The sequence below is a fragment of the Ramlibacter sp. P4_H7 genome (assembly GCF_056400765.1).
On sequence record NZ_JBFUKP010000022.1, the window covers coordinates 13958 to 26433 of the forward strand.

The 12476-nt window shown below is 71.0% G+C and carries 10 protein-coding genes; 9 read left to right on the top strand and 1 reads right to left on the bottom strand.

What is annotated here, in order from left to right; translation table 11 throughout:
- Nucleotides 1–12: 12 nt before the first annotated feature.
- The 8 genes from AC1DSA_RS22685 (at nt 13) to AC1DSA_RS22720 (ending at nt 10331) form a co-directional block, all read left to right on the top strand.
- On the top strand, nt 13–3099 hold the full coding sequence (locus AC1DSA_RS22685; RefSeq protein WP_477893165.1) for an FAD-binding and (Fe-S)-binding domain-containing protein: 3087 nt from the start codon (nt 13–15) through the stop codon (nt 3097–3099).
- Nucleotides 3096–3551, top strand: coding sequence for an N-acetyltransferase family protein (locus AC1DSA_RS22690; protein ID WP_477893166.1), 456 nt, complete (start codon nt 3096–3098; stop codon nt 3549–3551). Before AC1DSA_RS22685 ends, AC1DSA_RS22690 begins: the two co-directional genes overlap by 4 nt.
- On the top strand, nt 3548–5770 hold the full coding sequence (locus tag AC1DSA_RS22695) for a hybrid sensor histidine kinase/response regulator (protein WP_477893167.1): 2223 nt from the start codon (nt 3548–3550) through the stop codon (nt 5768–5770). The genes AC1DSA_RS22690 and AC1DSA_RS22695 overlap by 4 nt, the downstream gene beginning before the upstream one ends.
- Entirely contained in the window at nt 5767–6384 is a 618-nt protein-coding gene (locus AC1DSA_RS22700) for a hypothetical protein (RefSeq protein ID WP_477893168.1), read from the top strand. Before AC1DSA_RS22695 ends, AC1DSA_RS22700 begins: the two co-directional genes overlap by 4 nt.
- A gap of 7 nt (nt 6385–6391) precedes the next feature.
- Nucleotides 6392–7663: a 3-oxo-tetronate kinase gene (gene otnK, locus AC1DSA_RS22705; protein ID WP_477893169.1), complete on the top strand. Its 1272-nt coding sequence runs from the start codon at nt 6392–6394 to the stop codon at nt 7661–7663.
- Entirely contained in the window at nt 7660–8310 is a 651-nt protein-coding gene (locus AC1DSA_RS22710) for a class II aldolase/adducin family protein (RefSeq protein ID WP_477893170.1), read from the top strand. The genes otnK and AC1DSA_RS22710 overlap by 4 nt, the downstream gene beginning before the upstream one ends.
- A 108-nt stretch (nt 8311–8418) precedes the next feature.
- On the top strand, nt 8419–9333 hold the full coding sequence (locus AC1DSA_RS22715) for an alpha/beta hydrolase (RefSeq protein ID WP_477893171.1): 915 nt from the start codon (nt 8419–8421) through the stop codon (nt 9331–9333).
- A 5-nt stretch (nt 9334–9338) separates the two neighbouring features.
- A complete protein-coding gene (locus AC1DSA_RS22720; RefSeq protein WP_477893172.1) occupies nt 9339–10331 on the top strand; it encodes a tripartite tricarboxylate transporter substrate binding protein in 993 nt (330 codons plus the stop codon).
- 66 nt (nt 10332–10397) lie between these two features.
- Here AC1DSA_RS22720 and AC1DSA_RS22725 read toward each other — a convergent pair whose 3' ends face one another.
- Nucleotides 10398–11339: a LysR family transcriptional regulator gene (locus AC1DSA_RS22725; protein ID WP_477893173.1), complete on the bottom strand. Its 942-nt coding sequence runs from the start codon at nt 11337–11339 to the stop codon at nt 10398–10400.
- Nucleotides 11340–11413: 74 nt separating this feature from the next.
- Between AC1DSA_RS22725 and AC1DSA_RS22730 the strand changes: the two genes are divergently transcribed.
- Nucleotides 11414–12436: a hypothetical protein gene (locus tag AC1DSA_RS22730; protein ID WP_477893174.1), complete on the top strand. Its 1023-nt coding sequence runs from the start codon at nt 11414–11416 to the stop codon at nt 12434–12436.
- Nucleotides 12437–12476: the final 40 nt, after the last annotated feature.

The following is a 12476-nucleotide window of genomic DNA, read 5'->3' on the forward strand; positions in this document are numbered from 1 at the left end:
AAAGGTTGTCCGATGAACGCGCCGCTGCCGCTGAAGATCACGCGCGAGGCCGCGGACTCCGCCTACGAGCAGGTCTCCGCCGCCAGCAACGAAGTCGCCGGCCGGCTGGCACAACGCCTGGCCGCCGAGACCCAGGGCGAGGTCCTGTTCTCGCCCGCCGACCGCGGCCGCTACGCGACCGACGCGTCGATCTACCAGGTGGTTCCGGTCGGCGTGTTCGTGCCGCGCAGCGCCGAGGACGCGCGTATCGCCCTGGACATCTGCCGCGACCTGCAGGTGCCGATCGTCCCGCGCGGCGGTGGCACCAGCCAGTGTGGCCAGACGGTGGGCGCGGGCCTGGTGATCGACTTCTCCAAGCACGTGCGCCAGGTGCTGGAGGTCGATGCCGCCAACCGCACCGCCACGGTGGAGCCGGGCCTGGTGCTTGACCACCTCAACGCCCACCTGAAGAAGACGGGCCTGTGGTACCCCGTGGACGTGTCCACCGCGGCGCAGGCGACGCTGGGCGGCATGGCCGGCAACAACTCCTGCGGCAGCCGCAGCATCGCCTACGGCAACATGGTGCACAACGTGCTCGGCGCCGAGGCCTGGACTTCGGACGGCCGGCTGCACAGCTTCGGCCGCTTCGAAGCAGCCAGCGGCGAAGCGCGCCGGCTCGGCGAAAGCGTGCGCGACCTGGCGCAGGCGCTGCGGCCGGAGATCGAGGCGCGCTGGCCCAAGGTGCTGCGCCGGGTGGCCGGCTACAACCTCGACGTCTTCCACAACCAGAACGAGAAGCCCTACACCGCCGACGGCAGCGTCAACCTGGCGCACCTGCTGGTGGGCAGCGAGGGCACGCTGGCGCTGACGAAGTCGCTCAAGCTGCAGCTGTCCGAACTGCCCAAGGCGAAGGCGCTGGGGGTCGTGAACTTTCCGACCTTCTACAAGGCGATGGACTCGGCGCAGCACATCGTGCAGCTCGGATCCGACGGCACGCTCACCGCCGTCGAACTGGTGGACCGCACGATGATCGAGCTGGCGCTGCAGAACCCGGCGTTCGCACCGACCGTGCGCACCGCGCTGATCGGCTCGCCCGACGCCCTGCTGCTGGTGGAGTTCGCCGGCGCCGACAAGGCAGCCCTGCTGCGCAAGCTGAAGGACCTGGAACAGCTGATGGGCGACCTGGGCCTGCCCGGCTCGGTGGTGCTGATGGCCGACGACGCCCCGCAGAAGAACCTGTGGGAAGTGCGCAAGGCCGGCCTCAACATCATGATGAGCCTCAAGGGCGACGGCAAGCCGGTGTCCTTCATCGAGGACTGCGCGGTGCCGCTGCAGCACCTGGCCGAGTACACGGACGCGCTCACGCAGGTGTTCCGCAAGCACGGCACCAAGGGCACCTGGTACGCGCACGCGTCCGTCGGCACGCTGCACGTGCGGCCGATCCTGGACATGCGGCGCAACGGCGCGCCGGAGATGCGCGCGATCGCCGAGGAGGCGTCGGCGCTGGTGCGCAAGTACAAGGGCGCCTACTCCGGCGAGCACGGCGACGGCCTGTGCCGCGGCGAGTGGATCCGCTGGCAGTTCGGCTCCGAGATCGATGCGGCCTTCGGCGAGATCAAGCGCCTGTTCGACCCGATCGGCCTGCTCTCGCCCCAGCGCATCATCGACCCGCCGCGCATGGACGACACGCGGCTGATGCGTTTTCCGCCGACCTACAAGGTGATCCCGCTTCAGCCCGCGCTGGACTGGAGCGCCTGGGACGTGCAGAACGATCCCGCCACCGAGAAGACCACCGCGCCCGGAACCGGCGGCGACCCCGCGCACGGTTTCGCCAAGGCGGTGGAGATGTGCAACAACAACGGGCACTGCCGCAAGTTCGACGCCGGCACGATGTGCCCGAGCTACCGCGTGACGCGCGACGAGCAGCACCTCACCCGCGGCCGCGCCAACACGCTGCGGCTGGCGGTGAGCGGCCAGCTCGGGGCCGACGGGCTCACCAGCGATGCCGTGCGGGAAGCGCTTGAACTCTGCGTGAGCTGCAAGGGCTGCAAGCGCGACTGCCCGACCGGCGTCGACATGGCGCGCATGAAGATCGAGTTCCGCCACGCCGACGGCAGAAAGAACGGCTGGTCGCTCAAGGACAAGCTGGTCGCACGGCTGCCCGACTATGCCGCCACGGCCAGCAAGTTCGCCGGCGTGCTGAACCTGCGCAACCGCAGCGGCCTGCTGGCCGCCCTGGGCGAGCGCGTGCTGGGCCTCTCTGCCAAGCGCAGCCTCCCCGAGTGGCAGGGTCGTCACTTCTTCAACAGCGGCAGCGTGGGCGCCACGCGCGAGGAGCTGCTCACCGCGGCCCGGCCGGTGGTGCTGTTCGTCGACACCTTCAACGGCTTCTTCGAGTCCGACAACGCCCGCGCCGCCCTGCGGGTGCTGCAGGCGGCCGGCTACACCGTGCACGTCGCGGCCAAGCAGAAGGCCGACGGCAAGCACCTGTGCTGCGGCCGGACCTACCTCGCGAGCGGCATGGTCGACGAGGCCCGGGCCAAGGCGACCGAGTTGCTGGACGCACTGCATCCGCTGGCGGCCCGCGGCATCGCCATCGTCGGGCTGGAGCCTTCCTGTCTGCTGTCGATGCGCGACGAGATGACCACCATGGGCCTGGGCGAGCGCGCCGGGGTGCTGGCCGGCCAGTCCCTGCTGCTGGAGGAATTCCTGGCCCGCGAAGCGGCCGCCGGCCGGCTGGAGCAGCTCAAGGGCCAGCTCAAGCCCTTGGCCCGGCCGGTGCTGGTGCACGGCCATTGCCACCAGAAGGCCTTCGGCGCGGTGTCGCCGGTGCTGGAGGTGCTCAAGCTCATTCCCGGGGTGCAGCCGCAGCTGATCGAATCCAGCTGCTGCGGCATGGCGGGCAGCTTCGGCTACGAGGCCAGGCACCACGCCGTGTCGATGGAAATGGCCGAGCTGAGCCTGCTGCCCGCGGTGCGGTCGGCGCCGGACGCGATCGTGGTGGCCGACGGCACCAGCTGCCGCCACCAGATCCACGACGGCGCCCAGCGGCAGGCCCTGCATGCCGCGGTCGTGCTGGCCGCACAGCTGGAGGCCACCAGAGGCACAATGGCCGCGTGACGACGACGCCCTGCATCATCCGCGCCGCCCTGCCCGCCGACGAGGCCACCTGGCGCCAGCTCTGGCGGGCGTACTGCGAGTTCTACGACGCGCAGGTCCCCGACGAGGTGACCGACCGCACCTGGAAGCGCATCCTCGACCCCGACTCGCAGATCATGTGCATCGTGGCCGAGGTGGACGGACAGGTCTACGGGTTCGCCAACTGCGTGGTGCACGAGAACACGTGGGAGGCGCAGGCCATCTGCTACCTGGAGGACCTGTTCGTCCTCGGCTCGGCCCGGCGGCGCGGCGTGGCCAGCGCGCTGCTCGAATGGCTGCGCAACGCGATGCGCGCGGAAGGCTGGGCCCGCCTGTACTGGCTCACGAAGGCCGACAACGTCGAGGCGCGCCGCCTCTATGACCGGTTCGCTCAGGCGGACGGGTTCGTCCGGTACGTCATCCGGCAGAAATGAAAGCCGAGGACACCGGGCGTCCGTTGCGCTTCCGGCTGTTCCTGCTGGCCGCGAGCGGGCTGCTTCCGCTGGCCATCGTCGCGGCCGTGGTCCTGGTGTACCTCACGAACGAACGGCAGCGCGATGCGCAGCAGACCGCGCTGGCCGTGTCGCGCGCGCTGGGCACGGCGGTCGACTCGGAACTGCGCGCCACCATCGGCGTGCTGCAAGGCATGGCGTTGTCCGACGAGCTGCAGCCGGACCGGCTGCGGGGCTTCCATGCCCTTTCCGGCCGCATCGCGTCCGCCGCGGGCTGGCGCACGGTGGTGCTGGCGGACGCGACCGGCAAGGTGCTGTTCAGCTCGAGCCAGCCCTTCGGCGCGGTCGGTCCCACGCCGGTCGATCCGGTGAGCATGGCCAAGGCCGTCGAAGGCCGTGAGCCCGTGGTCGGAACGGTCGCGGAAGGACAGCGCGGGGCCGGCCCCGCATTCGCGGTGCGGCTGCCGGTGCTGCGCCAGGGCGAGCTGCACTACGTGCTGTCGGCGGTCATCCCCACCGACCACATCCTGGCCGTGCTGCTGCGCCAGTACGTGCCTGCCACCTCGGTGGTGTCGGTGTTCGACCAGAACCTCCACCGTGTCGCGCGCTCCCGCCCCAACGTCGTCTACCGCCCGGCGCCCTCGCTGGAAGCGATGCTGCGTTCCGGCGCGGTCGAGGGCACGGGGGTCACCACCACGCTGGAGGGCATGCGCAGCCACACCGGCTTCAGCCGGCTGCAGAACTGGGGCTGGGTGGTCGCCACCGGCATCTCCGCCGAGGACGCCAACAGCGGCTTGTATGGCGTCCTCGGGGCGGTTGCGGCTGGCCTGCTCGCCTCGCTGGCGCTGGCGGCCTTCCTCGCCTGGTACTTCTCGCGCGACGTGATCGACCCGATCGAAACCCTGAAGGAAGCCGCGGCGGCGCTGGGCCGCGGCGCGCCGGTGCGGCTGCAGCCGCTGGGCATCGCCGAACTGGAGGACGTGGGCCGGGCACTGGAGCACGCGTCGGCCGAGCGCGACCGGGCCGCCCGCGAGCGCGAGAAGCTGCTCGCCCAGGTGACCGAGGCCTTGCGTCGCGCCGAGGACGCGGGCCGCAGCAAGGACGAGTTCCTGGCCATGCTGGGCCACGAGTTGCGCAATCCGCTGGCGCCGATGGCAACCGCGCTGCACCTGATGGCGCGCCGCGGCGATCCGGCCAACCGCAGCGAGCGCGAGGTGATGGAGCGCCAGGTGGCGCACATGAAGCGGCTGGTGGACGACCTGCTGGACGTTTCGCGCATCACCGGCAAGCGACTGGAAATGCGGATGCAGCCGCTGCGGCTCGCGGAGCTGGTGGAGCACGCGGCGCAGGCCGTGCAGCCGGTGCTGGGACTGCGCCAGCTGGCGCTGCAGATCGACGAGGACGCGCGCAGCCTGTGGATGGCGGGCGACGAGGTGCGGCTGGGGCAGGTGCTGCACAACCTGCTGGGCAACGCCGTGAAGTTCACCGGGCCGGAAGGCCGCATCGTGCTGGGCCTGCGGCGCGCCGGCGACGCGCAGGCCGAGATCGTGGTGGCGGACAACGGCTTCGGCATGCCGCCGGACGTGCTGGTGCACGTGTTCGAGCTGTTCTACCAGGCACCCCAGGGCGCCGACCGCTCGCGCGGCGGCCTGGGCCTGGGGCTGGCGATCGTGCGCAGCCTGGTGGAGATGCACGGGGGCCAGGTGCAGGCGGAAAGCGCCGGCGACGGCCGCGGCAGCAACTTCACCCTGCGCTTTCCCGTCATCGCGCCGCCCGAGCCGTCGGCGGCCGGCGGCGACGGCAGCGCCGCGCCGAAGGGCGAAGGCCGCGTGCTGCTGGTGGACGACAACCAGGACGCGGCCGACACGGCTGCCGCCCTGCTCGAGATCGCCGGCTACGAGGTGCGGGTGGCGTACGACCCGGGGGTGGCGCTGGCGCTGCTGGACACGTTCCAGCCGGACGTCGCGGTGCTGGACATCGGGCTGCCCGGCATGAGCGGCTACGAACTGGCGGCGCGGGTGCGCGCGCACCGCAACGGCGCGAACTGCTATCTTGTCGCCCTCACCGGCTACGGCACGGCGGCGGACGTGGTCAAGGCGCATGATGCGGGCTTCCAGCAGCACCTCGTCAAGCCGGCGCCGCCCCAGGCCCTGCTCGAGGCCATTCGCCACGGGATGCACCAAGGAGGTAGTTCCCCATGAAGACAGCCTTTACCCGCCGCCGCGTGCTCGGCGCCCTGGCCGCGGCCACGCTGGCGCCCGCCATCGGCTTCGCGCAGCAGGCGCCCACCGTGCGCCTGCGCGGCACCATCGAGGCCCTGACGGACAGCAAGCTCACGCTGCGCGAGCGCGGCGGCCAGCGCACCGAGCTGGCGCTGTCGCCCACCTATACCGTCGCCGAGGTGTTCCCGATCGCCTTCTCCGACATCAAGCCGGGCAGCTTCGTGGGCGTGGGCGCCATGCCGCAGCCGGACGGCAGCCAGCGCGCGATCGCGGTGCTGCTGTTCCCCGAGAACCTGCGCGGCACCGGCGAAGGCCACCGCCCGTTCGATTTCCTGCCGCAAAGCACGATGACCAATGCGACGGTGGCCGACGTCACCGCCATCACCGGCGGCCAGCGGCTGGAGCTGAAGTACAAGGACGGCACCAAGACCATCGTCGTGCCGCCCGACACCCCCATCATCAGCACGCGCCCCGGCGACCGCAGCCTGGTGGTGGTCGGCGCGCCGGTCGCGCTGAACGTGCAGGAGATCAACGGCCAGCCCACCGTCGTGCGCGTGAACGCGGGCCGCAACGGCTTCGCGCCGCCTTACTGAAAGCGCCATGCCCCGTCCCCTCCTCCTCGGCTGCATCGCCGACGACTTCACCGGCGCCACCGACCTCGCCAACAACCTCGTGCGCGCCGGCATGCAGGTCGTGCAGACCATCGGCGTTCCCTCGCAGGCCGTGGGCGACGCCGATGCCGTGGTGGTCGCGCTGAAGTCGCGCACCATCGCCGCGGCCGATGCGGTGGCGCAATCGCTGGACGCCCTGCGCTGGCTGCGCGCGCAGGGCTGCCGCCAGTTCTACTTCAAGGTCTGCTCCACCTTCGACTCCACCGCGCAGGGCAACATCGGCCCGGTCGCGGAGGCGCTGCTGGCGGAGCTGGGCGCGGATTTCTGCTGCGTGACGCCCGCCTTCCCGGAGAACGCGCGCACCGTCTACCAGGGCTACCTGTTCGTGGGCGACGTGCTGCTGAGCGAATCGGGCATGCGCAACCACCCGCTCACGCCGATGACCGATCCCAGCCTGGTGCGCGTGATGCAGGCGCAGTCGCAGGGCCAGGTCGGCCTGGTCGGCCATGCCGTGGTGCGCGCGGGCAGCGAGGCGATCCGCGCCCGCATCGCGCAGCTGCGCGCCGACGGCGTGCGCTTCGGCATCGTCGACGCGGTGGACAACGCCGACCTGCTCGCGCTGGGTCGGGCCATCGCCGACGCGCCGCTGGTTGTGGCCGGTTCCGGCGTGGCGATCGGCCTGCCGCAGAACCACGGCCTGCAGCCTTCGGCGGCGGCTGCCGCACTGCCGCCCGCGTCGGGCCTGCGCGCGATCGTGTCGGGCAGCTGCTCGCTGGCGACCCAGCAGCAGGTGGCCGACTTCCAGCGTGCCGGCGGCGCCTCCTACGTGATCGAGCCGCTGCAGCTGGCGCAGCGCCGCGACGCGGTGATCGCCGCGGTGCTGGACTGGGCGCGGCCGCGCCTGGCCAGCGGCCCGGTGCTGGTGTATTCCACGGCCACCCCCGACGCGGTGCGCTCGGTGCAGCAGCACCTGGGCGTGCACGACGCCGGCACGCTGGTGGAGCAGGCGCTGGCCGCCATCGGCCGCGGCCTGGTGGAAGCCGGCGTGCGCCAGCTCGTGGTGGCCGGCGGCGAAACCTCCGGCGCGGTCGTGCAGGCGCTGGGCGTGCAGCAGATGCGCATCGGCCCCCAGATCGATCCCGGCGTGCCATGGTGCTTCGCCACCGCGACCGCCTGCAACGCACAGCTGCACCTGGCGCTCAAGTCGGGCAACTTCGGCAGCGCCGATTTCTTCCACAAATCCTTCAAGGTGCTCGCATGACGGAAACCCAGGCCCGCGAGGAAATCTGCCGCGTCGGCTGCAGCCTGTTCGAACGCGGCTACGCGCATGCCACCGCCGGCAACATCAGCGTGCGGCTGGACGACGGCTTCCTCATCACGCCGACGGACGCCTGCCTCGGCTTCCTCGATCCGGCGACCCTCTCCAAGGTGGATGCCGACGGCCGCCAGGTGTCCGGCGCGCCGGCCAGCAAGACGCTGGCGCTGCACCGTCGCATCTACGGCGCCAGCCGCGGGGCCGGCTGCGTGATCCACACGCACAGCACGCACTGCGTGGCGCTCACGCTGTCCGATCCGTTCGGCGACCTGCTGCCGCCGATCACGCCCTACTTCGTGATGAAGGTCGGCCACGTGCCGGTGGTGCCCTACCACCGGCCCGGCGCGCCCGAAGCGGCGGAGGCAGTCGCCGAACTGATCGGTCGCTACGCCGCGCGCGGCACGCCCCTGCGCGCCGTCATGCTGACGCGGCTGGGCCCCAACGTGTGGCACGACACGCCCATGCAGGCGATGGCCGTGCTGGAGGAGCTGGAGGAGACGGCCAGGCTGTGGCACCTCTCGGCTCCGCCGCCGCAGCCGCTGTCGGCCGACGCCCTGCAGGAACTGCGCACGGCCTTCGGCGCGCGCTGGTAGCGCCCCTGCCTCGTCCGTGGCGGCGCCCGGAGGGAATCCCTCCTTGCGCCGGTCCGCGCGCTCCCTCCAGAATGGTGGCATACCAACACTCTCCAGGAGACAGGCGCGATGACCGAGGTGACATGGACGGGCGGCACGGAACACTGGACGCGCAAGGGCGACGTCAAGCTGTTCCTCTGGAACAAGAAGGCCGCGCCGGGCGTTCCCCACCGGGGGACGCTCTTCTTCGTGCACGGCTCCTCGATGGCGGCGCAGCCGACGTTCGACCTGCACGTGCCCGGGCGCCCGTTCTCGTCGGCGATGGACTGGTTCGCCCAGCAGGGCTACGACACCTGGACCATGGACAACGAGGGCTACGGGCGCTCCGACAAGCACCGCCCGATCAACTCGGACATCAGCACCGGCGCGGATGACCTCGCGGTGGGCAGCGCGTACGTGCTGCAGGCGACCGGTGCGAAGAAGCTGCTGTTCTATGGCATCTCCTCCGGCGCGCTCAAGGCCGCGCTGTTCGCGCAGCGCCATCCCGAGCGCGTGGAGAAGCTGGCGCTCGATGCCTTCGTGTGGACCGGCGAAGGCAGCCCGACGCTGGAGCAGCGGCGCAAGAAGCTGCCGGAATTCCAGGCGAAGAACCGGCGGCCGATCGACCGCGCCTTCGTGCACAGCATCTTCAACCGCGACCACCCGGGCACGGCCGACGAGGCGACCATCGAAGCCTTCGCCGACGCCATCCTCACGCTGGATTCGTCGATGCCCACCGGCACCTACGTCGACATGTGTTCGCGGCTGCCGCTGGTGGACCCGGAGAAGATCGACGTGCCCACCATCGTGCTGCGCGGCCAGTGGGACGGCATCGCGAGCATCGAGGACCTGCTGGCCTTCTTCCAGCGGCTGCCGAACATGCAGAAGCAGTTCAGCGTGATGCGCGGCATCTCGCACGCCAGCTTCCAGCAGAAGAACTACATGATGGTCTACCAGATCCTGCATGCGTTCTACACGCTGCAGGATCCCGTCTACACGGGGTGAGGGCGATGCGGCACGCAATTCCCGCCCTCGCCTTCGGCCTGCTGCTGGCGTGGGGACCGGCCTCGGCGCAATCCCCTGCCGCATCGGCGGCCGCGGTGCAGGCCTACCCTTCGCGGCCGGTAAAGCTGATCGTGCCGTTCGCGCCCGGCGGCTTCACCGACGTGGTCGCGCGCATCCTGGGCGTCAAGCTGTCGCTGGCGATGGGCCAGCAGTTCGTCGTCGAGAACAAGGCCGGTGCCGGCTCCACCATCGGCACCGACTTCGTGGCCAAGTCGCCGCCCGACGGCTACACGCTGCTGATGGTGTCGAGCACGCACGTGATCAGCCCCTGGATCTACAAGAACCTCGGCTACGACCCGGTGAAGAGCTTCGCCGCCGTCGGCAAGCTGGTCGACTCGCCCTACGTGCTGCTGGTGCATCCCAAGGTGCCGGCGAAGAACGTGCAGGAGTTCATCGCGCTGGCCAAGGCGCAACCCGAGCAGATCCACTACGCCTCGTCCGGCAACGGCAGCGCGCAGCACCTGATGGGCGGGCTGTTCGCCGCCATGACGGGCGCGCCGCTGAAGCACGTGCCCTACCGCGGCAGTTCGGGCGCCGCCACCGACCTGGTCGCGGGCGTGGTGGAGAGCAGCTTTGCCGGGGTGCCGAACGCGCTGGCACAGGTGCCGCAGGGACGGCTGAAGGCGCTGGCCGTCACCACCGCGAAGCGCGCACCGCAACTGCCCGACGTGCCCACCATGCAGGAGGCCGGTGTCGCCGGCTACGACGCGTCCGTGTGGCTCGCGTTGCTGGCCCCGGCCGGCACGCCGCCGGAGATCGTGCACAAGCTGAATTCGGAAGTGGCGAAGCTGATGGCCGCGCCGGACACGAAGAAGGCGCTGTTCGATGCGGGCGTCGAACCCGCACCCTCCACGCCCGAGGAAATGTCCGCCTACCTCGCGCAGGAACTGGTGCGCTGGGGCAAGGTGGTGAAGGAAGCGGGCGTCAAGCTGGAGTGATGCAGGCGCTGCAACACGCAGCGCCACCACGAAGCATTCGATCGCCGGCATCCCCGCCCGGGTGCGTCACGTGGGCTTCTTCCGGGGACGCCGCGGGCCGGCTGCTCCCTTCGCTTCCAGCGCGTTGTTGCGCACGCACTGCGCGGCATAGGTCGCCGCGGGGCTGAGGATGTGGCCGCGTTCCGAGACGATGGCCGGCTGCAACTCCAGGCCGGGAGGCGGGTCCTGCACCGGCAGCTCGCGCAGGGCCCCGGTGGCGAGCTCATGCTCCAGCAGCATGGGCGCGGCCGGCATCACCGCGTCGGAGGCGAGCGTCACGGCCTTGAGCGCGGAAGTGTCGTCGCATTCCAGCGCGAACGGCAGTTCATCGTGGTCGGCCAGCTCCATGGCCCGCCGCAGCGCATCCTGCATCGGCCGCGGCATGCGGCCCGAGGCCAGACCGTAAGGCGCCAGGTTCTGCATGCGCACCTTGCCGCGGGCCAGCAGCGGATGGCCGGCGCGCACGTAGAACTGTCCGGGGACGGGCGCGAGGGGCTCGGTGTCCAGGTCCGCCGGTGCGAACCGGCGCTCGATCACCACGAACTCCAGTTCATGGTGGCGCAGGCGCTCCAGCAGCAGCAGGGGGTGCTGCACCACGCCGCGCATGCGCACCGCGGGAAAGTGCCGCCGCATGTCGGCCAGCAGGGCCGGCAGGAACGCGACGCAGAGGTAGGAGCCCATGCCGAAGTGCAGGTCACCCACCATCCCATCGCGGAACATCCCGACGTCCCGATGCAGGTTGCTGCTGGCCTGCAGCAGCCCGCGCAGCCGGTCGACGACGAAACTGCCCGCCGCCGTGCAGCGGATGCGCTTGCCGCCGCGCACGAACAGCTGCAATCCCAGCTCGCTTTCCGCCGCCTGGATGCTGCGGCTGAAGGCCGGCTGGGTCAGGTGCACGCGCTGCGCGGCGGCGTTGAAGCTGCCTTCTTCGGCGAGCGCCACGATGTGCGTATAGCGGCGAAGGTCCATGGATGCACCCGCTGCATTGGATTAGAACTAATTATGCATTGGACCCATTTGCTTCATGCCTGAACAATTGAAGCATGCTAACGATCGACGTTTCTTCGCGCGTGGGCGCGCCATGCGTCCGGCTGCTGTGCGCCACCCACCGGACTCACGCGGGTTCCGCGGTCGAAGCCATGCTGGCGCAGCGCGCGGCGCTGCTGGAGAGCGCCGCCTCCACCCACGTCCACACCGCCCTGCTTTCCACCGCCGGCTGGCTGGTGCAATGGCTGGAAGGCCCCGAGGAGGCCGTGAACGAAGCCTGGGATCAGCTGCCCCGGGATGCCGGCGCGGGCCGCCCGATGCTGCTGCACCGCAGCCGCGGCCCGTCGTCGCTGGCCGAGCCGGTGCAGATCGCGTCCCTGCACGCCGAGAAAAGCTCGGACGTCGCCCGCCGCCTGCACTACATCGCCCGCGAACACGAGCAGGGCTGGGCGGCCGAACCGGTCGAGGTCTGGCAGGCGCTCAGCGCGCCTTGCCTGGTGGACGCCAACGGGTCCCTGGGATTCGTCGGCCGGCGCCAGGTGCTGGCCGTGGCTTCGGACGACAACGACGCCATCGAGCTCGTGCGCTCGGTGGCGCAGCAGGCGGGGGCGCGCATCGCCTACCAGCGCTATGCCGGCAGCGAACTGCGGCGCTGCGACGTCGGTGCGGCCTACGCCGACCTCGCCGCCAGCCTCACGACCACGGTCCGCGTGCAGGGCCTGTCGCGCCGCGCGCTCTCCGCCGGCATCCGGCTGCTGGGGCTGGGCCACGTGGAGCGCCTGGTCCTGCTGGTGGGGCGCGAACACACCCGCGCGCGCGCCGTGCTCGCGGAGACGGCGCGCCTGCTGCGCGCGCTGGACCATCCCCCCATCATCCATGTCATCTCGCCCTGCGACGCGACCCGCGAGCTCGCGGCGGATTCGCTGCAGTCGCTGGTGGCGGCGCACCACGTCATCGTCGAGGCCTCGGCGAGCGCAGCGGTCACCGCGACCTCGGTGCTGAACGCGCTGGCGCGCCCGTCACCGGAAAGTTCCGGCACGCAGCAGGAGAGCGGCTGCACGTCCGTCGCGCAATCCTGATCCGATCGCCGGCCGCCCAGGCGCCGGCTCACGGACGAAG

What these genes read in the sequence shown, in the direction of transcription:
- AC1DSA_RS22695 (WP_477893167.1), top strand. Translation starts at nt 3,548, where the DNA reads ATGAAAGCCGAGGACACCGGGCGTCCGTTGCGCTTCCGGCTGTTCCTG.
- otnK (WP_477893169.1), top strand. Translation starts at nt 6,392, where the DNA reads ATGCCCCGTCCCCTCCTCCTCGGCTGCATCGCCGACGACTTCACCGGC.
- AC1DSA_RS22685 (WP_477893165.1), top strand. Translation starts at nt 13, where the DNA reads ATGAACGCGCCGCTGCCGCTGAAGATCACGCGCGAGGCCGCGGACTCC.
- AC1DSA_RS22720 (WP_477893172.1), top strand. Translation starts at nt 9,339, where the DNA reads ATGCGGCACGCAATTCCCGCCCTCGCCTTCGGCCTGCTGCTGGCGTGG.
- AC1DSA_RS22710 (WP_477893170.1), top strand. Translation starts at nt 7,660, where the DNA reads ATGACGGAAACCCAGGCCCGCGAGGAAATCTGCCGCGTCGGCTGCAGC.
- AC1DSA_RS22730 (WP_477893174.1), top strand. Translation starts at nt 11,414, where the DNA reads ATGCTAACGATCGACGTTTCTTCGCGCGTGGGCGCGCCATGCGTCCGG.
- AC1DSA_RS22700 (WP_477893168.1), top strand. Translation starts at nt 5,767, where the DNA reads ATGAAGACAGCCTTTACCCGCCGCCGCGTGCTCGGCGCCCTGGCCGCG.
- AC1DSA_RS22715 (WP_477893171.1), top strand. Translation starts at nt 8,419, where the DNA reads ATGACCGAGGTGACATGGACGGGCGGCACGGAACACTGGACGCGCAAG.
- AC1DSA_RS22725 (WP_477893173.1), bottom strand. Translation starts at nt 11,339, where the DNA reads ATGGACCTTCGCCGCTATACGCACATCGTGGCGCTCGCCGAAGAAGGC.